Here is a 20,195-nt window from a genome sequence, read left to right as displayed (position 1 = left end):
AAGCCTGACACACTAAGCCGGGTGCTCCTCCCAGGATGCGCCGGTGACGGGGTTGTGCAGCTCGCCGATGCCTTCCACCCGGCACACCACCGTGTCCCCGGGACGGATGCGCGCCGACTCTGCCGGGAATCCCGTGAGCACAAGGTCGCCGGGTTGCAGGGTCATAAACGAGGTCAGGTAAACCAGGATCTCATCCACTTTCCAGCCGAGGTCCGCCGAACTGGCGGTCCTTAGTTCGGTGCCGTTGTGGACTATACCGATGGAGAGGGCTGAGTCATCCAGCTCCGTGACGATCCAGGGGCCAGCCGGGGTGAAGGTGTCCTGGCTCTTGGCGCTGATCCACAGTTCGTCAGACTTCTGGAGGTCGCGGGCAGAGACATCATTGCCGATGGTGTAACCCAGGATTGCCGATTTCGCCGATTCGAGGGTCAGGCCCCGCGCCTTACAGCCCACGACGACGGTCAACTCAGCTTCAGGGTCCACGTGGCCCACCGTCGAGCCCAGCTGGATCGCCTCGCCCGGGCCGATCACGCTGGACGCCGCTTTGTGGAATGCCTGGGGCGGCAGGTCGCGGCCTGATTGTCCGGTGTTGTGGGCCATCCCGAAGACGTTGACCGGTACGGAGGGCGCCAGGAAATGGAAGCTGTCTTCACTGACCTCGGTGCCCAATTCCCACCCTTGGCGGTTGGAGCTGGACGCATTGGCCCGCGATGCAGGGAAAGGCGAGTCGATGATCGTCCACGTCCTGCCCTCAGCGGAGTCGAAGTCAGCGGCATCGTTGGCCACGAAGAATTGTTCGTCGGGAGCCTGGTCCGTGGAGGATTCTGCGGCAACAGGGCGAACACGGGCGATACGACGGGGAAGGCGTGATGTCATGAAGACATCCTACGTCCTCTGTGAAGGTCTACTGCGTTGTGAGGCCCGGTTGACGCCCCATATCCCATCCGATCCGCGCAGAGCGGGCCTCGCAACGCTCATCCGGTGAGCTCTGAGCCAGACTTTGACGCCCGGACCGTCGCTGCTGGCCAGGTTCTCGGTCCGCTCGGTGTGGGCGAGGCGAAGTACTCGGGCCCGTCGGGGTTAACTGGCCCGCAGGCGGCTGTGGGGCCGTGCCGCGCAGAAAGAACACAGAACGCGGGCTTAGAATCCGTTCCATGCGTCTGGCGATAATTGGTTTGATCCTCCTTGTGGCGGGCGGGGTCACCGTTGCCACCGGTATCCTGCCCTGGCACGAAGTGACCGTTCTGGTCGAGAGGGTAGCCCCGATCCTGGCCTTCGTCGTCGCCATGACGGTGGTGACCGAGCTCGTCAGCGAAGGCGGTGCCTTCCAGTGGATCGCCCGGCATTTGCGCGGGTGGGGACGTGGCCGCGCCGTCCTGCTGTGGTTGCTGCTGGCCCTGTTCGCCACGCTCAGCACGGTCTTCCTTTCCCTGGACACCACGGCCGTGCTCCTCACTCCGGTCGTTGTCACTGTGGCACGCCAGGCGGGCCTGCCTGTCCTGCCCTTCGCCCTGACAACGGTCTGGCTGGCGAACACGGCCAGCCTCCTGCTTCCCATCTCCAACCTGACCAATCTCCTGGCGCAGCACAATCTGGGCGGAATCAGCCCGGCACAGTTTGCCCAGCTGATGTGGGCGCCGTCATTGGCCGCGGTTGTGGTCCCCTTGGCTTTCATAGGAATCGTCTTCAGGCGCGATCTGCGCAGGACCTATGCGCGGGATTCCACAAGGCCGCCAGTCCCGGCCCAGTCCAAAGCGTCGCAGGACAAGACCCTGCTGCTGGTCAGCGCAATTGTGCTGGTACTTCTCTTGCCGGCGCTGGTTTCCGGCGTGGCTATCTGGATTCCCGCAACTGCAGCGGCCGCGATCCTGGTAGTGGCGTTCGCCGTCCGGCGACCCAAGGTGCTGACGATAACCCTGATCCCGTGGTCGTTGCTGCTGTTTACCTGCGGGCTGTTCCTGGTGGTGGAGGCCGCCCAGTACATTGGCGCATCAGCGCTGCTGGGGCAAGCAGCGGGCGAAGGCAATGGCTTCATTGAACTGTTGCGGTTGGCCATGACAGGTGCCCTGGGTTCCAACGTCGTCAATAACCTGCCCGCCTACCTGCTGGCCGAGCCCCTGGCTGGAACCCCGGAAAGGATGGCCGCGTTGCTGGTGGGCGTCAACGCCGGACCGCTGGTGGCACCGTGGGCGTCGTTGGCCACCCTCCTGTGGCACGATCGGCTGGTCCGCATGAACGTCCTGGTCAAATGGAAAGGGTATGCACTGCTCGGCCTGATCGTGGCCCCCTTAACCATCGTCGCGGCGGTGGCTGCGCTCGCCGGGGTAAGCCCGGGCGGGCTTTTTGGCTAGCCCAGATACAGTTCGCCTACTGGAATGTCCGCGGCCAGCCGGTTGGCCGGTCCTGCCAGCGGGCACGCCCAGGCTTCGTTGTAGGCGCAGGACGGGTTATAGGCGAAGTTGAAGTCGAGAATAAACTCCTGCTCCCCTCCAGAGCCCCTCGTTCCGTGGAAGGATCCCTTGACCGTATCCAACAGGTACCTGCCAGCACCGTAACTTCCGCCTGGTTTCCCGGCGGTGGCGTCACGGAAGGGAACGAATATTCCTCCGCCGTAGCTCCTCAGCCGCCATACGGCCAGGGAACCGAGCCCGGGAAGTTCGAAGGTGCCGATCCTGGTGAAGGGCACCACGCCGTCCGTGCCCGTTTCGACGTTCATCTCCTGGCCGGTACCTTCAGGCGAGAGCGCAGCGTACATCCGGAAGGAGGGGTCGTAGTCGGCGGTTCGCAATCCGGAAAAGCGCGCCTTCATGTCCGCAGTGAGCGCCGACGCCGGGTGCGTGGCGAACATCAGATCCCGTTCCTGGCGCCAGAACACATGGGCGTCGAACGGGTTGGTGGCTGCGAGTTGCCGTACCTTGTCGTACAGGGCGAAGGTCCGCAACCGCCAGTCGGCAATATCGACCGCCGACATGGTGGGCAGGGTGTCCTCAAATTCGTCGTACTGGTCAGGAGACATACCATCAGCCTAGCCCTGTGCGTGTCGCACTATCCCCGCCGATAGGCTGGGACCATGAAGGGCTTGATGATCCCGACCCGGCCGGCAATGCGGCCTGTTGCCGCGGCAGTACTGGCATGCGGCGTTCTTTTGGCTGGCGTTGCCTGTTCGGCCGACAACAAGGGCCCGCAGGTCAGCCCCACCATCAGTTCCAAACCCAACAGCTCGGAATCCGGGACGGCAACGCCGGAGAGCACGACGACGGCTGCCGAGTCCGCGTCCAGCTCGCCTTCCGTGTCGGCTGGTCAGGGTGAATCGCCCAGCGCAGCGGCCAGCCCCGTGGCGACAGCGTTGTCCTGGAAGACCTTTACCGACCCCGCGAAGACGGTCAGCTTCGAGTTGCCCGAAGATTGGATAGCCCAGTCCCTCACGCCGGAGGCAGGGTCCCTGCCAGGCGCGGTGAAGGTCGAGGTGAAGGACGGGGCCGGGAAGTACGTCGCTACACTCCAGACGGGCCTGCCGGCACAGGCCCCCTCTGCCTGCCCTGCCGGGCAGTCGCGACCCTACGTGGTGATCAGCAGCGTTCCCTTGGACCTCCCGCATTCCGAAGGTCCCGAAACCATCGATCCCAGGGTTGTTTTCCGCGTGATCCAGGGCTACAAGTTCTTTGGATCCTATGGCGTCACCAATGTGGTGGCAGGAAGTGACGGGCAGTCCTGCGAACTCCGGAACCGGGTCCAGGGGCCGGCCGGCAAGGGCGATTATTCCTTCGCGGACGTTCCAGCCATCCATGCGTTTGCCGCAGACGAGAAAGTGGCTCCCGCCAAGGCATTCGATACCTTGGACCTGGCCGCCAAATACGCAGTCCACGGCTCCGATTTTGCGAACGTCCAGCGGATGCTACTGTCACTGAAGGTCAATTTGTAGCCCAGCGATTTGGCTGATCCACGCAAACGGCGGCACGGGCCTGCCTGCCGCAACCCACTCCGGAGATTAATGGAACGCAACGTAGCTGCCACGCTCGTTTTCAAGACCGCAGCCAGCACGAAAGTGGCCATGGCCATTGCCGTGGCCAGCAACGCAGGGTACGACTCGGTCACGGAGAGCCTCTCCATTACCGCCGCCGGCAACGAGGTTCCGTATGCCGAACTCAGCGACCACCACGGGGGCCGCTTCCACTACCTGGAATTCGATGAACCCACGGAAGTCACGGTGGATTACCGGGCCACTGTCCTCGGGGTAGGGCAGCCCACTACCTCGGATCCCATGGAACTAATCAGGTACGTCAGGCCCAGCCGATACGCGGAGTCCGACAGGCTGCTGCCGACCTCCTACGCCGAGTTCGGCGGACTGCACGGCGCGGAACTGCTCCAGGCCGTCCGCGATTGGGTCAACGGTGAGCTGCGCTACGTCAGTGGCTCATCACGGGGAACCGACGGGGCAGTGGAGACCCTGCTCCACCGCAAGGGTGTTTGCCGGGACTTTGCCCATCTGGCCATCGCCCTGCTGCGATCCAAGGATGTTCCGGCGCGCTTGGCAGCTGTCTACGCACCCGGCCTGAGCCCCATGGATTTCCATGCGGTGGCTGAGGCCTTCATCGACGGTGCCTGGCACGTCATCGACCCCACTGGCCTGGCACCGCGCGGATCCATGCTGCGCATCACCGCGGGACGCGACTCCTCGGACACGGCGTTCCTGTCCACGGTGGGCGGCAGCCTGTCCTTGAAGACACTCAAAGTCAGCGCATCCGTTAACGGGACGCTCCCGGAGGAGAACCCCCGGGAGCTTGTCAGCCTGCGCTAGTGGCCCGCTACCGAAGCCCTGAGCTTTTCGGTCAGCCGCAACAACTCGCGTTGCTCCTCCGGCGTTAGCGCGGGAGCCACCAGGTTGGCTATGTCGCGCACATGCTCCCGGCCGATGGTTTTCTGTAACTCGCGCCCTGATTCGGTGAGTGAGAGCAGGACTCCACGGCCGTCGTCGGGCGCTGCGGTCCGCTCCACCAAACCACGCTTCTCCAAACGGTCAACCAAACGGCTCAAGCTGGATTGGCTCAGCAGGACCTTGTCGTTGATCTCGTTGAGGCGAAGCTGCCCTGACGGGCACCTGGACAGCGTGAACAGGACGTCGTACTCCTTGACGGGGAGCGTCTTGAAGGCCGGTCCGGACTGAAGCTTCCGCATCACCGCCACCTGGGAGCGGAACAACGACTCCCAGGTTTCTGCGGCGAGGCGAACAGCGGAAGACGCAGTGCCTGTTGGGGCGGACATCAGGCGTCCTGACCCGCGGCCCCGGCAGCAGCGGACTCGCTGACCTTGGCCTCCAGCGCTGCCGCAACACGGGAAGCGTGCGTGGGTGCGTCGGGTACATTGGCCGGCTTCATGGCCGCGTACTCCTTGCGGAGGACCGGCAGCACCTCTTCACCGAAGAGGTCCAACTGCTCCAGTACGGTCTTCAGCGGAAGGCCAGCGTGGTCGATCAGGAACAGCTGGCGCTGGTAGTCCCCGAATGCTTCGCGGAACGTGAGCGTCTTTTCGATCACTTCCTGCGGGCTGCCCACGGTCAACGGCGTCTGGGAGGTGAAGTCCTCCAAGGACGGTCCGTGGCCGTACACCGGAGCGTTGTCGAAGTACGGCCGGAATTCCTTGACCGCATCCTGCGAGTTCTTCCTCATGAAGAACTGACCGCCCAGGCCCACGATGGCCTGCTCCGGAGTCCCGTGGCCGTAGTGTGCGTAGCGTTCGCGGTACAAGCCGATCAGCTGCTGGTAGTGCTCCTTCGGCCAGAAAATGTTGTTGGCGAAGAACCCGTCACCGTAGTAGGCGGCAACTTCTGCGATCTGGGGAGTCCTGATGGAACCGTGCCACACAAAGGGAGCGACGTCATCCAGCGGCCGCGGCGTGGAGGTGAAGTTCTGCAGCGGGGTGCGGAACTTGCCCGACCAGTTCACGGTATCTTCATCCCACAGCTTGCGCAGCAGGCTGTAGTTTTCGATGGCCAGCTCAATGCCGTCCTGGATGTTCTTCCCGAACCATGGGTAGACCGGCGCGGTGTTGCCCCGTCCGAGAACCAGGTCCACACGGCCATCGGAGAGGTGCTGGAGCATGGCGAAGTCTTCAGCGATCTTGACCGGATCGTTGGTGGTGATCAGGGTGGTGGCAGTTGAGAGCGTAATGCGCTCAGTCTGTGCCGCAATGTAGGCCAAGGTGGTGGTGGGGGAGGAGGAGAAGAAGGGGCGGTTGTGGTGCTCGCCCAAGGCGTAGACATCCATGCCGATTTCTTCGACCTTCTTGGCGATGGCCACCGAGGCTTTGATGCGTTCGTTTTCCGTGGGCGTGCGGCCCGTGGTGGGGTCAGTCGTGATGTCGCTGACGCTGAATACACCGATCTGCATGATGTGCCTTTCTCCCTGCCCGTAGTCCCGGGCGTTGTAAACAGTGTACCTCAAACTAGATGCATTTGCATGTATCGCTGTCTGTAACAGGGCAGGGCCGGGAAATGTTCCCGGCCCTGCCTGATGGGTTGTCTGCGGTTACTCCGCGGGATTGTGGGCCGCGCGGCGGCCCTTCACCCGGGGAATCATGCCCGTGGTCCAGTCCTGGAATTCCCCGGTTCCGCCCGCGCCCTCTTGGGGATGCGGAGTTGGCTTATCCTGCAGGTCCTTCAGCAGTTGCCTTTTCTCGCGCCGCCCTTCGACCAGCTTGTAGAGCACGGGAACCAGGATCAAGGTCAGTGCGGTAGAGGAGACCAGGCCGCCAATAACCACAATGGCCAGGGGCTGCGAGATGAAGCCGCCGCCTCCGGTCAGGCCCAGCGCCATGGGAGTCAACGCAAACACGGTGGCAAGGGCAGTCATCAGGATCGGGCGCAGGCGTTGGCGTGCCCCGTGCGTGATGGCGTCGGCCACGTTCATGCCGGCACGGCCATCCTGTGGCTTGCGGTACTGGTTGATGAGGTCGATGAGCACGATCGCGTTGGTGACCACGATGCCGACCAGCATCAACATACCGATCAATGAGGGCAGGCCCAGGGGAACGCCGGTCAGCAGCAGCAGGCCGACGGCGCCGGTGGCGGCGAAGGGGACCGAAACCAGCAGAATCAACGGCTGGATCAGGGACTTGAAAGCCGCCACCATGATGACGTAGACAATCGCGATCGCAGCAAGCAACGCCAGGCCGAGTTGCCGGAAGGATTCAGCCTGCTGCGTGGTGGCACCACCGATCGTGGCTGTGACGCCCGCGGGCAATTCGACAGAAGCCAGCCGCTGCTGGACTGCGCTGCTGACGCTGCCAAGGTTGGAACCCGACGGCGTCACGGTCACTTTCGCGGTCCGTTGACCGTTGCTGCTGGTAACGGACACTGGCGTGTCCACCTGTTCGACGGCGGCGATACTTTCCAGCGCCACGGGACCACGCGCCGTCGGCAATTGCAGGGAGCGCACGGCCGCGATGCTGGTAAAGCGGGTTCCCTCGCCGATCTGCACCGGATAGTCATTGGTGGCTATGCGTACCGTGCCGGCGGGGATGGGGCTGACGGTGGAAGCAAGGAAAGCACCCACCTGCTCCTCCGTCAGCCCGGCAGCTACGGCCTTGGCACGGTCCACGCGGACCTGGACGACCGCCTGGGTAGAGGCAAGGTTGGTGGCCACCTCGCTGCTTCCCGGCACGCCCGTCATTGCCTGGACCATGGCGTCGCTGGCTGTCCGGAGGTCCGCGGAGTTTGCGGCCTTGATGGTGATGTCCACCGTGGAGGAAGTACCGAAGCCACCCTGCTGGGATCCAACGGTGACCTTGCCGGCCGCCCCTTCGAGCTTGGCGCGGACTGCGTCCTGGAGCTTGGCCTGGTTCACCTTCTCGTCCGTGACGATCGTGAACGTGGAGTTCGAGGATCCCGTGGACGTCAGTGCTGCAAAGCCAGTCTGGGCATTCCCCGACGTAACCTGCACGTCCTTGATGCCGTCCATGCCCTTGAGGGCGTCCTCGATCTTCGCCGCTTCATCGCTGGTGGCTTGGAGGCTCGTTCCGGCGGGCAGGACCTGCCGCACCGTCATGCTGTTTTCGCCTGAGCGGCCCAGCAGGTCCGTGGACAGCAGCGGTGAAACCGCGATGGTAGCAACGAGGACGACTGCCGCCGCGGACAACGTCAGGACCGGGTGCCTCTGCGTCTTTTCAAGAATGGGCAAGTACCCGCGTTGGAGGCGGCTTCGCTGCTCCGCTTCCCGAGCCTTTTCCGCGGATTCCCTGGCAGAAGAACGATCCTCCACTCCCTTGCCTTTGGAAGACAGGAACCAGTAAGCCAGGACGGGGACAATGGTCAACGAGACCAGCAGCGACGACAACAAGGCGATGGTCACCGTCAAAGCGAAGGGGCGGAACAACTCTCCGGCAAGGTCCCCGACGAACGCTATGGGCAGGAACACTGCAACAGTGGTGAGCGTGGACGCGGTGATAGCCCCGGCCACCTCCCGAATGGATGTCAGGATTGCCGTCAGCTTGTCTTCGCCATAGCTGAGGTGCCGTTTGATGTTCTCGATCACCACGATGGAATCGTCCACGACGCGCCCGATCGCGATGGTGAGTGCGCCAAGCGTCAGGATGTTCAGCGAGTAGCCGGTGGCGGAAATGCCGATGAACGTAATCAACAGCGACAACGGGATCGACACGGCCGTGACCAGCGTGGACCGCACGGACATCAGGAATACCAGGATGACGGCCACGGCAAAGCCCAAGCCAAGGAGGCCCTCGGTGGTGAGGTCCTTGATGGATTTCTCGATGAACGGAGCCTGGTCAAAGACCGGGGTGAACGCCGCATTGTTGCCCAGCTCGTCCTGCATGGGTCCGATGGCATCCCGCACGGCATGGGAGATGGCGACGGTATCGCCGTCGGGTTTCTTGGTGACCGACAACGCCAGCGTGGGTTTACCATTGGTGCGGGTGATGGACGTCGCGGCATCATCCTGGATGCTGACATCGGCCACAGCGCCAATCGTTGCGGCGTTCTTGGCGCCAGCCAAGGGAAGTCCCTTGATGATCTCCAGGGAGTCCACCGGGCTGCCCAACTGCAGTGACAACGTCTTGCCCTGGTCCTCGATGGTGCCCACGGGGACCAGGGTGCCGTTGTTCTTCAGCGCGCTGCTGATGGACTGGACCGACGCCCCTGTGCTGGCAAGATCGGCCGGCCGGGGCTGGATCAGGATGTGCTGGCTCGCGCCACCGGTCACATCGGCGCCGCGGACGCCGTCGATCTTTTGGAGCCTGGGAACGCTGAGCCGCAGCAGGTCGGCATTGAGTTCGCTGAGCGGCTTGTCCGAGGAAACCGCCAGGAAGACGATCGGGAAATCGCTGATGTTCCCGGCGATGGACTGGGGTTCCACATTGGCGGGCAACGCCCGCTTGGCGTTGGAAATGGCCCGGTCAATCTGGTTCCTGGCCCGGTCCAGATTTGAACCGTAGGTGAACACCATGGTGATCTGGGAAACGCCGTTGCGGGACGTTGAGGTAGTGGACTCAAGGCCCTCGACGCTGTTCAGCGCAGTCTCAAGCGGCTGGCTGAGCTGCTTGTCCACTACTTCCGGGGAGGCGCCCGGCATGGAGGTCACCACGGTGATCTGCGGGAACTCGATCGAAGGAATGAGTTCCTGTTTCAACGATCCCATGGTGATCACGCCGAACACCGCCGCAAAGACGGTGATCAGCGCGATCAGGGCCCGGTTTCCCAGAGAAAGCTTGGCCAGGCGGAACATTGCATTGACTCCCAGGGTCTACGTAACGATTCGTCTGACGGGAACCGGCCGCAGCCCCGGGTATGGCCTAGCTTTGGATGGCGTTGGCCACTTCCAGCTGCAAGGAACGTGCGGTGCTTGCTTCCAGCTCGGCAGCCAATTCAGGGTTTTCGTTGAGCTTGACACCGTAACCCGGCATCATGTCCTTGAGCTTGGACTGCCAGCCCTTGAAGTTCTTGGGGAAGGACTTCTGCAGCAGTTCGATCATGATCGGCACGGCAGTGGAAGCTCCCGGGGATGCGCCAAGGAGGGCGCCGATCGATCCATCGCGGGAGGCGATGACTTCGGTGCCGAACTGGAGCACGCCGCCCTTTTGCGGGTGCTTCTTGATGATCTGCACACGCTGGCCGGCAGTAATCAGTTCCCAATTGCCGCCGGAAGCCTCCGGATAGTATTCGCGCAGGGACTCGACCTTGGCTTCGTGCCGCTTGGCAACTTCCTTGATGAGGTAGGCAGTGAGGTCCATGTTGTCCTTGGCCACTGCCAGCATCGGAATGATGTTCCCGGGGCGGATGGACAGCGGAAGGTCCAGGTAGCTGGAGGTCTTCAGGAAGTTCGTGGAGAAACCTGCGTACGGGCCGAACAGGAGGGAGCGCTTGCCATCCACGAACCGGGTGTCCAGGTGGGGGACGGACATCGGAGGGGCGCCAACGGATGCCTGGCCGTAGACCTTCGCGCTGTGCTGGGAGGTGATGGCGTCATCTGTGCAGCGGAAGAACTGGCCCGAGACCGGGAATCCACCGTAGCCCTTGCTTTCCGGAATGCCGGAGGCCTGGAGCAGGTGAAGCGCACCGCCGCCGGCGCCGACAAAGACAAAGTTCGCGTGGATACGCCCGTGCTCGCCCGACTTGGCGTGCTTGAGGGAAAGGTCCCAGCCGCCGCCGGCTGCTCGGTTGATGTTGGTGACATCGTGTCCGTAGTTGACTTCAGCGCCGGCGGCTTGCAGGTAGCCGGTCAGTTCGCGAGTCAGGGCACCGAAGTCGACGTCGGTGCCTTCAGCCGCGCGGGTGGCGGCGACGCGCTGCTTGGGGTCACGTCCCTTGACGATCAAGGGCGCCCACTTGGCGATCTGGGCCTGGTCCTCGGTGTACTCCATGCTGCGGAACAGCGTGTTGGGCTTAAGGGCCTCGTAACGGGTCTTCAGGAAGTTCGCGTGGTCATCGCCGATGACGAAGCTCATGTGCGGAACGGTGTTGATGAAGCCCTTGGGGGAGCCAATGACGTTGCTGTCCACCAAGTGGGACCAGAACTGCCGGGACAGCTGGAACTGCTCGTTGATGTGCAGCGCCTTTGACGGGTCCACGGAGCCGTCCTTGGCTGCCGGGGAGTAGTTGAGCTCACACAGCGCGGCGTGTCCGGTGCCTGCGTTGTTCCATGGTCCGGAACTCTCAAGCCCCACTTCGTCGAGTCGTTCGAACATGGAGATGGTCCAGGAGGGTTCAAGCTGCTTGATGAACGCACCCAGGGTGGCACTCATGATTCCGCCGCCAATAAGGACGACGTCGGCATGTTGAGTCTTGGAAATGAAGGTCACAATCAATCTCCGTTAGCGGCGGCACTGGCTGCTACAGAATATCCCCGCGAAGTCCCAATACTGAAATTACGGCCGCTCGTCAAGGCTTTAGCCGGACGTTCGTGAAAACTTCGTTGAGTACCGGTGAGGCCGGGTAGCTTTCGACCTTGTCGGACAAAGCCAGCGCTGAGATGGGGAAAGCGATCGGGACAGCCGGCACGGACGCAGCGATGGCAGCGTTGATGGCCTGGTACTGCGCATTGCGCTCATCGCCGTCGGGCAGTGCGCGTGCCCGCTCGATCCTGTGGAAGACGTCCGAATCGCTGTATCCGAACTCGGCGCGGGTTTCCCCAAACAGGGGCCCAAGGAAGTTGTCGGCATCGGCATAGGAGCCGTTCCAGCCGAGCAGGTGCAGGGCACGGTCTCCGGGTGACTGCACCTTCTGGAGGTAGCCATCCTCCCAGTCCACGGGCACAGGCTTGATGTTGAAGCCCACGGCAACCAGTTGACGGCTGATTTCGGCGTAGATCTTCTCCGGTGTGGGCATATAGGCCCTGGTGGCGTTCAACGGATAGTAGAACTTCAACTCTTCGCCTTTATAGCCCGCCTTGGACAACAGGTCCTTGGCTTTGTCCGGGTTGTACCCCAGAGATGGGGCATTGTTGTTGAAGCCGCTGAGCTTGGGCGGAACGAACTGTGACGCCTGCGTGGTGTTGTCGATGAAGAACTTCCGGATCAGCGATTCCTTGTCGATGGCCATTTCGATCGCCTGGCGGATCTCCGGCTTGTCCAAGGGCGCGACGGCCTGGTTGATACCGAGGTACATCACCGAGAAGGGATCCCGCTGGATAATCTGGACTCCCTTCTTGACCAATTGGTCGAAGGTTCCGGACGTCACGAGGTCGTAGGCGTCGATTTTTCCGTCCAGCAAAGCCTGCTGGCGGGTCTCGGCGCGGTCGTAAGGGATGAAGTTGATGGTGGCTATCTGGCCCCGGTTACCCCAGTAGTTCCTGTAGCTCTTGAGGGTGACGTGCTTGTCGTCCCAGGCGCTGAATTCGTAAGGGCCGGTTCCTACAGGGTGGCTTGCGTAGGTGGAGATCGCTTCGCCGTTGCGGACCTGGTCCAGGACGTTTGCTTTTTGGGCTGCCAAAGCTGCCGGAGAGGAGATCGCGAATGCCGGCAGCGTGAGGGCCTTCAGGAATCCGGTGAAGGGACGCGTCAGGTTGATCTGGACGTTGTTGGCTGAAACTGCCTTGCAGTCCTTGAAGATGGAGAAGACGGGGGAGTCCGAGTACGCCTTGAAGACGCTCTGGAAGGAAATCCCCGGGGCTTGTTTCCGGAGGTCCGGGGAGAAGGTGAACCAGCGGTCGAAGTTGGCGCAGACAGCGGCCGCATCCAGCGGGGTTCCATCGTGAAAGGTGACCTGGGAGCGGAGCGTGAAATCGTAACTGAGGCCATTGTTGCTGTCTTTCCATTCCGTTGCCAGCAACGGGGTGGTCTGCCCGGTCTCGCCGTCGACGCCTACCAGGCCTTCGAGGACCTGGCGCGTGATGCGGTAGGACTCGGAATCGGAGGTCAAGGCCGGATCAAGGCCCAACGGCATGGAGGATGTTCCGAAGTTGAACGTGGCGGTGGGCTCAGCGGTGGTGGTGCTGCTTGGGGTAGGCGAGGGGCCCGTTAGTCCAGTACATGCTGAGAGCCCCAGCGCCACAACCACGGCTCCGAACTGTACGGTCAGGCGCCGCCTTTTGCTGCTTGCCACTGTTGTCCCCTCAAGCCGGTTGGAAGTGCTGTGGCCGGCTTCGGCCAGACCGCATTCCAGTGTAAATGAACGTCCTGAGCGCGCTCCCCAGCGCGTCTTCAGGAAGCTCCCCGGCTGCTGGAGGAGAGTGCCCCCGGATGTCTCGCCAGGGGGCACTCCTGCGGCCCGAGGCCGCTGTGCTTCTTCACTGCATCTGTGCGCAAGGGGGGACTTGAACCCCCACGCCCGAAGGCACAGGAACCTAAATCCTGCGTGTCTGCCAATTTCACCACTCGCGCCGGCGGCAGCCTGGCAGCACTGGGCCGCCATCTACCGGCCTCCAGTGTACCCGCTACGTATCCAGTTTCAGATCGCGCCGGAGCTTGGCAACATGCCCTGTGGCCCGTACGTTGTACTGCGCCAGCGACACTTTTCCGTCCTCGTCGACCACGACGGTGGAACGGATCAGCCCCATGTAGGTCTTGCCATAGTTCTTCTTCTCTCCCCAGGCAGCGTATGCATCGGCCACCGCGTGGTCAGCATCCGAGAGCAGTGGAAATGTCAGGGCCTCCGCTTCCGCGAACTTGGCCAGGTCCTTGACCGGGTCGGGGGAAATGCCAACCACCCCGTACCCAGCGGCCTGCAGTGAAGCCAGCGTGTCGCGGAAATCACAGGCCTCCTTGGTGCACCCGGGCGTGGAGGCCGCCGGGTAGAAATAGACGATGGTCTTTCGCCCACGGAAGTCCGATAATCCCACGCTATTGCCGGTTTGGTCCTGAAGGGTGAAGTCCGGTGCGGTGTCGCCCGGCATAAGTCGTTCAGCCACAATAATCTCCTTGCTAACGATCGCGATTCACCAGTTTAGTGGGGAGAAGGCACGTCCTGGCCTGTTGCGCGCATATACTGTCGGCATGCCAGATATGGAGAGATGGCCCACTACCCGATTGCTTTCAACGGCTGCGCGCCTGGTGGAAATCTCGTGGAACGAAAAATTGAAGTCCATCGGCCTTACCCACGCCGGCGTCATTGCCATGCAGGTGCTTGCCGCCAAGGGTGCCATAACCCAGGCCGCGCTTGCCGAGGTTGCAAGGGTTAAGGCCCAGACCATGGGAACTACCCTCGCGAGGCTCGAGCTCCACGGTCACGTCACGCGCCACCGCAGTGATTCCGACCGCAGGAGCCACGTGGTGACATTGACGGAGGCCGGCACGGCAGCCCTCGCGGAAGCCGTGAAGCTCGAACAGGATGTCCTGTCGCCTGTAGCAGTGGACACCGCCAGGTTGCGTGAAGAACTCAGGATTGTGGTCCGGGGGCTTGCCGGCATCCCGGCGCCGGAGCAGCAGGTCCATGACGACGACGCCGAGCCGTCCCAAGGCTGAGCCCGTACCGGCCCCCTTGTAACAACACGCCCCTCGCCGGGTTCAGCATGTGCGGGAAACAGAAAGGCTCCGGATCGTCATAACGATCCGGAGCCTTTCTTCGTGGTGCACCCCCCGGGACTCGAACCCGGAACCCATTGATTAAGAGTCAATTGCTCTGCCAGTTGAGCTAGAGGTGCAGCAATTACAAAGACCAATTCGAAGAATTCGCATTCCTCGTTGACCTCCGCAACGACAAATAACTCTACACTACTTTTTGAGTGCTAATGACCATCGGCCTGGTGACCCGTCCCGCTTCGGGGATTGCGATCCTTTTGCCAATACTTAAATAGAAAAGGCCTTGGAGATCAATGATCTCCAAGGCCTTTTCCAATGGTGCACCCCCCGGGACTCGAACCCGGAACCCATTGATTAAGAGTCAATTGCTCTGCCAGTTGAGCTAGAGGTGCATCTGTTGTCTTCGATCGAACTGGGCTTTGTTTTCCCCGGCGATCTCCGCAACGACAAGTAACTCTACACGATTTGCCCGTCGGTGTGAAATCGAGGCCCACGTGGAGGTTTGCCCCGGGGTCAAGGCCTCAAAATCAGTGCAAAATCGGGGTTCTTGTTGTTGCTGATGACCCACAAGGTCCCATCCGGAGCGCCGGCGACGTCCCTCAAGCGCCCGTATTCGCCTGTGAAATAGGCCACAGGCGCGCCCGTCGCTTCGCCTTCGAGGGGAATGGCCCATAACCGCTGCCCGCGGAGGGCGCCCGTGTAGGCGACGTCGTTGAGTATCTCCAACCCGCTGGGTGAGGCATCCGATGTTGACGGCCAGACCACCTTGGCGTCGATGAAGCCTTTCCGTCCTGGTGCTCCGGTTACTGTTGGCCACCCGTAGTTGCCGCCTGGGGTAATCAGGTTTAGCTCGTCGTCCACATCGGGCCCAAACTCGCTGGCCCAGAGCCGCCCTCCGCTGTCCCACGCCAGGCCCTGGACGTTTCTGTGTCCGTAGCTGTAGACGGGGTTGTCATCGCCGAAGGGGTTTCCGCGTGCCGGACGGCCATCCGGTGTCAGGCGAAGGATCTTTCCCCCGAGGGTGCTGGGATCCTGTGGCTGGTCACGCCGCTGGGAGTCACCGGTGCCCACGTACAGGAGCCCGTCCGGGCCGAACCGGATGCGGCCACCGTTGTGTGTGGACGCCTTGGGGATTCCGGAGAAAATCACCTCTGTTTCGCCCAGGGCCAAGCTGCCGTCCGCATCGCCCTTGAGTCGGACCCGCACAATCCGGTTGTCGCTGGTGGCGGTCAGGTAGGCGTACAGCCAGTGATCGGATGCGAACGTGGGGGACAGCGCGAGCCCCAGAAGTCCGCCCTCCCCGCCAGGGACCACGCCCGGTAATTGGCCAATGGTGGCTGCCTTGCCTTGACGGATGCTCTTGATCATGCCTGAATCGCGTTCGGAGACCAGCGCTGTGCCGCCCGGCAGGAAGATGACCGACCACGGCAGCTGCAATCCGACGTCGAGTTTTTGCTCCACCCGGAGGCCCTTGGGAGCTTCGTGCGACACCGGGCCGCCGCTGCCACCGGGAGTCGCAGCTGAACCGGGCGACGACGGGTTGCCGGTGCAGGCGGTCAGGACAAGGACCGTGGCGATGGCACACGCCAGTCCCGCCCGCCCGCCTGCTGGTGGACGGTCCTGTCCTGCCCGCTGCCGCCGGATCAAGGCAGGGCCCGCCCGCTAATGCCGGCTTCGCCGGGGAGGCCGGAAGCCTGCAGCTTCCGCATGCGCCGCGGATTCGAACCAGACATCCGCGGCAACGTCTTCGTAGCCAGCCGTATCTTCATCGTGATAGGTCATGGCAGAAGCACTCGCCTTCACGGGGTGGCCGTCGCCCGGCGAGCTCGAGGATCCCGTCCCGTAAGGATGCTCAACTGCCAGGTGCCCTGAAGGAACCGCTTCTTCCGCCGCTGCACTTTCGGCGCCCGGCAGGGTGGGGGAGTGGGAATCCGTGTACTCGTGGTGATGCACGGGCGCCCCGCTCTCATCCGTCCACGATGATTCCCACTCGGCCTTGTCGGCTTCTTTGTCGGCGTGGCTGCCGCCGGCCACGGAAGGATCGACTGCCGGGTCCGTATTCACCGCTGCGTCTGTATCAACTACGGCGTCCCTATCCACCTGAACGTCCGTATCCACCACCGGTTCGATGTCCACGCTGGGTTCGATGTCCACCTTGGGTTCGCTCACCGTGGGCTCATCCACAACAGGCGCGGCCACAACCGGCTCCTCCACCGTGAGGCCGGGAGTCTGGTCCTGCTGGATGTCCGACGAACCGGCGGAGGACGAATCCTCGACGACCACAGCTTCCTCGGCCACCTCAGGTTCCGCCATGACGTCAGGTTCCGCCACGACGTCAGGTTCCTCGGCCGTACGTTCCTCGCGGGTAGGCCCGCTGCCCTCGGCAGCTGTGGTGCCCAGGTTCGTTACGCCTGCCAAACCTGCCACGCCCGCGGCTGCTGCTGCGGTATCGGGGATGGCCCCCCGGTTTCCCGGCTCCATGGCCGCTGGGGCTGTTGTTGCCCCGGTCCGGGTGGGGGTTGAATCCGGCGCCTTGTTGCGGCTCATGAGCCACCAAATAATCGCGACGACCAAAACAATGACAATGACCCAAATTAACCAATCCATGGCGGATGCCCTTCTGCTCACAGGGGTGCAGCTCGTGGTATTTCCGACGTTACGTGTCCGCCTTTGGGCTGTCCAGCGTTTGACCTGCTGGTTTACCCAAATTTGTCAGTCTCCTTAGTGATTATGGCTTTTATGTTCACGGTCTCCGAATTCCCGCAGGTCGCCTAGTCTGGCTGCATGGACTTCAAAAGGCTGCAGATTTTGCGTGAATTGGCGGACCGGCAAAGTGTTGGCGCCACAGCGGACGCCATGAATGTCACGGCTTCGGCGGTCTCGCAGCAGTTGAAGACATTGCAGGCCGAAATCGGGGTTGTCCTGGTGGAGAAAGTCGGGCGCGGTGTGCAACTGACCGAAGCGGGGCAAGCCATGGCCGCCGCTGCCGCTGATATAGCCACGGCCATGGCCAGGGCGGAGTCCACCGTGGACAGTTACAGGAAGGGCTGGCAGGCACGGGTGTCCGTTGCCTTCTTTCCCAGTGCCGCCGAGATGCTGCTGCCTGGCGTGCTTCACCGTGTGGCAGCGGTGGAAGGGCTAGCCTTCGATGCCCACTTCGAGGACCCCGGGACGGCCCACTTCGCCCCCTTGGTAGCTGACTACGATATTGTGCTTGCCCACAGCGTGGATGGGCCGGACGTGTTCGCCCGGAGCGGGCTCACCGTAGTGCCGCTCCTGGAAGAGGCCCTGGACGTGGCCATGCCTGCCGGGCATCCCTTGGCTGCCCGCAACGAGCTGCGCCCGGACGATGTCATCGATTTTCCCTGGATAGGCGTGCCCGAAGGGTTTCCCTTCGATACGGTCCTTCGCCAGATCGAGCTGCATGCCGGGCGACCTGCCCAAAGAGGGCAACGCTATCCCGACCTCCGGGTCTTGGAGGCGTTGGTGGGCGCAGGCCACGGAATCTGCCTGCTGCCGCGGTACACGGCCAGGGCGAGCGCCCGCAGGGGCCTGGTGCTCCGCCCGCTCGCGGATGTTAAGGCGAGCAGGAGCATTGTGGCGTTGGCGCGCCAGGAAGTTGCTGCCCGCACCACCATCAGGGGCGTCCTCGACATGCTCGAAAGTGAAGCGGCCGCTCTTGCCGGGGAACTCGACGGGTCCGCTCCCGTCGCCCGGGGAGCGGGCGGGGCCTGACGGCGGACGTCCGCAACAATTGGATGGTGGCGCTTAACCCGGGAGCGAACGGCGTGCTGCGGCACCGGGTGCACATAGACTTTGCTCCATGAGTGACACCACCCACAATGCGACAGACAGCACTCCGGACATCAAGCCCCGTAGCCGGGTCGTCACCGACGGCATCCACGCGGCGCCCGCCCGCGGCATGTTCCGCGCGGTCGGCATGGGCGACGACGACTTCGCCAAACCGCAAATTGGTGTCGCCAGTTCCTGGAACGAGATCACGCCCTGCAACCTCTCGCTGAACCGCCTGGCGCAGGGAGCCAAGGAAGGCGTCCACGCAGGTGGCGGATTCCCCATGCAGTTCGGCACCATCTCCGTTTCCGACGGCATTTCGATGGGGCATGAAGGCATGCACTTCTCCCTCGTTTCCCGCGAAGTCATTGCCGACTCCGTGGAGACCGTTATGCAGGCCGAGCGCATTGACGGCTCCGTGCTGCTGGCCGGCTGCGACAAATCCCTTCCGGGAATGCTCATGGCTGCCGCCCGCCTGGACCTCGCGTCGGTCTTCCTTTACGCCGGGTCCATCATGCCGGGCTGGGTGAAGCTGGAAGACGGCTCCGAAAAGGAAGTCACCCTCATTGATGCTTTCGAAGCGGTGGGTGCCTGCGCGGCCGGCAAGATGAGCATGGAAGACCTCACCCGCATCGAAAAGGCCATCTGTCCCGGCGAGGGTGCGTGTGGCGGCATGTACACAGCCAACACCATGGCTTGCATCGGCGAAGCCCTCGGCATGTCACTCCCGGGTTCCGCGGCGCCGCCCTCGGCAGACCGCCGTCGTGACGACTTTGCCCGGAAATCCGGCGAGGCTGTCGTCAACCTGTTGCGCCTGGGCATTACCGCCCGCGACATCATGACCAAGAAGGCCTTCGAAAATGCGATTGCGGTGACCATGGCCTTTGGCGGTTCCACCAACGCGGTGTTGCACCTGCTGGCCATTGCCCGCGAGGCCGAGGTCGAGCTGACACTGGACGATTTCAACCGCATCGGCGACAAAATCCCGCACCTGGGCGACCTCAAGCCATTCGGCCGCTACGTGATGACCGATGTGGACAAGATCGGTGGCGTGCCGGTCATCATGAAGGCACTGCTCGACGCCGGGCTGCTGCACGGTGACTGCCTCACGGTCACGGGCAAGACGCTGGCCGAAAACCTCGCCTCGATCAACCCCCCGGACCTCGACGGCAAGATCCTCCGCGCCCTGGACAACCCGATCCACAAGACCGGTGGCATCACCATCCTCCACGGTTCGATGGCCCCGGAAGGTGCCGTCGTGAAAAGCGCAGGCTTCGACGCGGATGTCTTTGAAGGCACGGCCCGCGTTTTCGAGCGCGAACAGGGTGCCTTGAATGCCTTGGACAACGGCGAAATCAACAAGGGCGACGTTGTGGTCATCCGTTACGAGGGTCCCAAGGGTGGTCCGGGCATGCGCGAGATGCTGGCCATTACGGGAGCAATCAAGGGCGCCGGCCTGGGCAAGGATGTCCTGCTGCTCACCGATGGCCGCTTCTCGGGCGGTACCACCGGCCTGTGCATCGGCCATGTCGCACCGGAAGCGGTCGACGGCGGTCCCATCGCCTTTGTCAGGGACGGGGACAGGATCCGGGTCGATATCGCGGCCCGTTCCTTCGACCTTTTGGTCGACGAAGCCGAGCTCGAAGCCCGCAAGGTCGGCTGGGAGCCCATGCCGGCCAAGTTCACCAAGGGTGTCCTCGCCAAGTACGCCAAGCTGGTCCACAGTGCCTCCACTGGAGCTTACTGCGGCTGAATCCTGCCGGGGGCTCCGATTGTTTTGAGACAGTCGGAGTCCGGCAGGCGGACATCGCTGTCCAAATAGTGAGATACGATAGTCGTCAATTGACACGTATCTCCCTAAGAGGGAACACTGAACGCATGATCACATTCGTTACCGTCGGCGTCGTCGTCCTTACCAAGCGCGTGGCTTAGCCCGACTG

General features: G+C 62.8%; 16 protein-coding genes and 3 tRNA genes. 6 read left to right on the top strand and 13 right to left on the bottom strand.

Translation table 11 applies throughout. The features are described from left to right. Window positions 1-12: 12 nt before the first annotated feature. Window positions 13-876, bottom strand: coding sequence for a fumarylacetoacetate hydrolase family protein (locus NEK97_RS06850; protein ID WP_257369101.1), 864 nt, complete (start codon window positions 874-876; stop codon window positions 13-15). 278 nt (window positions 877-1,154) lie between these two features. Here NEK97_RS06850 and NEK97_RS06845 point away from each other — a divergent pair, with 278 nt between their 5' ends. Further along, window positions 1,155-2,351 carry an SLC13 family permease gene (locus NEK97_RS06845; RefSeq protein WP_257369100.1) on the top strand — a complete coding sequence of 399 codons (1,197 nt, stop codon included), beginning with the start codon at window positions 1,155-1,157 and terminating at the stop codon, window positions 2,349-2,351. Here NEK97_RS06845 and NEK97_RS06840 read toward each other — a convergent pair. Next, on the bottom strand, window positions 2,348-3,016 hold the full coding sequence (locus tag NEK97_RS06840; protein WP_235521555.1) for a DUF1684 domain-containing protein: 669 nt from the start codon (window positions 3,014-3,016) through the stop codon (window positions 2,348-2,350). The two genes, NEK97_RS06845 and NEK97_RS06840, sit on opposite strands and share 4 nt — an antisense overlap. A 54-nt stretch (window positions 3,017-3,070) precedes the next feature. Here NEK97_RS06840 and NEK97_RS06835 point away from each other — a divergent pair, with 54 nt between their 5' ends. After that, entirely contained in the window at window positions 3,071-3,922 is an 852-nt protein-coding gene (locus NEK97_RS06835) for a hypothetical protein (RefSeq protein WP_257369099.1), read from the top strand. A gap of 69 nt (window positions 3,923-3,991) precedes the next feature. Then, entirely contained in the window at window positions 3,992-4,798 is an 807-nt protein-coding gene (locus tag NEK97_RS06830; RefSeq protein ID WP_257369098.1) for a transglutaminase family protein, read from the top strand. Here the strand turns inward: NEK97_RS06830 and NEK97_RS06825 are convergent. The 7 genes from NEK97_RS06825 to bcp all read right to left on the bottom strand — a co-directional run bounded on the left by NEK97_RS06825 (window position 4,795) and on the right by bcp (window position 13,853). Then, window positions 4,795-5,262: a MarR family winged helix-turn-helix transcriptional regulator gene (locus tag NEK97_RS06825; protein ID WP_257369097.1), complete on the bottom strand. Its 468-nt coding sequence runs from the start codon at window positions 5,260-5,262 to the stop codon at window positions 4,795-4,797. The genes NEK97_RS06830 and NEK97_RS06825 overlap by 4 nt on opposite strands. Continuing rightward, the gene (locus tag NEK97_RS06820; RefSeq protein ID WP_235521551.1) at window positions 5,262-6,386 is read right to left on the bottom strand and encodes an LLM class flavin-dependent oxidoreductase; all 1,125 of its coding nucleotides are present in this window, start codon (window positions 6,384-6,386) and stop codon (window positions 5,262-5,264) included. Before NEK97_RS06820 ends, NEK97_RS06825 begins: the two co-directional genes overlap by 1 nt. Window positions 6,387-6,524: 138 nt before the next feature. Further along, complete coding sequence (locus NEK97_RS06815; RefSeq protein ID WP_257369096.1) at window positions 6,525-9,734, bottom strand: efflux RND transporter permease subunit; 3,210 nt, start codon at window positions 9,732-9,734, stop codon at window positions 6,525-6,527. A 67-nt stretch (window positions 9,735-9,801) separates the two neighbouring features. Further along, a complete protein-coding gene (locus tag NEK97_RS06810; protein WP_257369095.1) occupies window positions 9,802-11,307 on the bottom strand; it encodes a malate:quinone oxidoreductase in 1,506 nt (501 codons plus the stop codon). Between the two features lie 79 nt (window positions 11,308-11,386). Beyond that, window positions 11,387-13,048, bottom strand: coding sequence for an ABC transporter substrate-binding protein (locus NEK97_RS06805; protein WP_257369094.1), 1,662 nt, complete (start codon window positions 13,046-13,048; stop codon window positions 11,387-11,389). 196 nt (window positions 13,049-13,244) lie between these two features. Continuing rightward, window positions 13,245-13,326 (bottom strand) — tRNA-Leu (locus NEK97_RS06800). Between the two features lie 53 nt (window positions 13,327-13,379). Beyond that, window positions 13,380-13,853 (bottom strand): thioredoxin-dependent thiol peroxidase, encoded by a 474-nt coding sequence (bcp, locus tag NEK97_RS06795; RefSeq protein ID WP_257369093.1) that lies wholly within the window; start codon window positions 13,851-13,853, stop codon window positions 13,380-13,382. Window positions 13,854-13,938: 85 nt separating this feature from the next. Between bcp and NEK97_RS06790 the strand changes: the two genes are divergently transcribed. Then, window positions 13,939-14,406: a MarR family winged helix-turn-helix transcriptional regulator gene (locus NEK97_RS06790; RefSeq protein WP_235521546.1), complete on the top strand. Its 468-nt coding sequence runs from the start codon at window positions 13,939-13,941 to the stop codon at window positions 14,404-14,406. Window positions 14,407-14,509: 103 nt separating this feature from the next. Here the strand turns inward: NEK97_RS06790 and NEK97_RS06785 are convergent. The 4 genes from NEK97_RS06785 to NEK97_RS06770 form a co-directional block, all read right to left on the bottom strand. Further along, window positions 14,510-14,585: transfer RNA gene (locus NEK97_RS06785), tRNA-Lys, on the bottom strand. A gap of 194 nt (window positions 14,586-14,779) precedes the next feature. Further along, window positions 14,780-14,855: transfer RNA gene (locus tag NEK97_RS06780), tRNA-Lys, on the bottom strand. 121 nt (window positions 14,856-14,976) lie between these two features. Further along, complete coding sequence (locus tag NEK97_RS06775) at window positions 14,977-16,107, bottom strand: sorbosone dehydrogenase family protein (protein WP_374111523.1); 1,131 nt, start codon at window positions 16,105-16,107, stop codon at window positions 14,977-14,979. An 18-nt stretch (window positions 16,108-16,125) separates the two neighbouring features. Beyond that, window positions 16,126-17,070 carry a hypothetical protein gene (locus NEK97_RS06770; RefSeq protein WP_257369091.1) on the bottom strand — a complete coding sequence of 315 codons (945 nt, stop codon included), beginning with the start codon at window positions 17,068-17,070 and terminating at the stop codon, window positions 16,126-16,128. A gap of 177 nt (window positions 17,071-17,247) precedes the next feature. Here NEK97_RS06770 and NEK97_RS06765 point away from each other — a divergent pair, with 177 nt between their 5' ends. Both NEK97_RS06765 and ilvD read left to right on the top strand, forming a co-directional pair. After that, window positions 17,248-18,198 carry a LysR family transcriptional regulator gene (locus NEK97_RS06765; protein ID WP_257369090.1) on the top strand — a complete coding sequence of 317 codons (951 nt, stop codon included), beginning with the start codon at window positions 17,248-17,250 and terminating at the stop codon, window positions 18,196-18,198. 88 nt (window positions 18,199-18,286) lie between these two features. Continuing rightward, window positions 18,287-20,008, top strand: a complete 1,722-nt coding sequence (gene ilvD, locus NEK97_RS06760) for a dihydroxy-acid dehydratase (protein ID WP_235521542.1) — start codon at window positions 18,287-18,289, stop codon at window positions 20,006-20,008. The last annotated feature ends 187 nt before the right edge of the window (window positions 20,009-20,195 follow it).

This window comes from Paenarthrobacter sp. UW852, assembly GCF_024608385.1.
Taxonomy (GTDB): Bacteria; Actinomycetota; Actinomycetes; order Actinomycetales; family Micrococcaceae; genus Arthrobacter.
The sequence above is the reverse complement of the archived record's forward strand: the minus strand, read 5'-3'. Positions and strand labels throughout refer to the sequence as shown.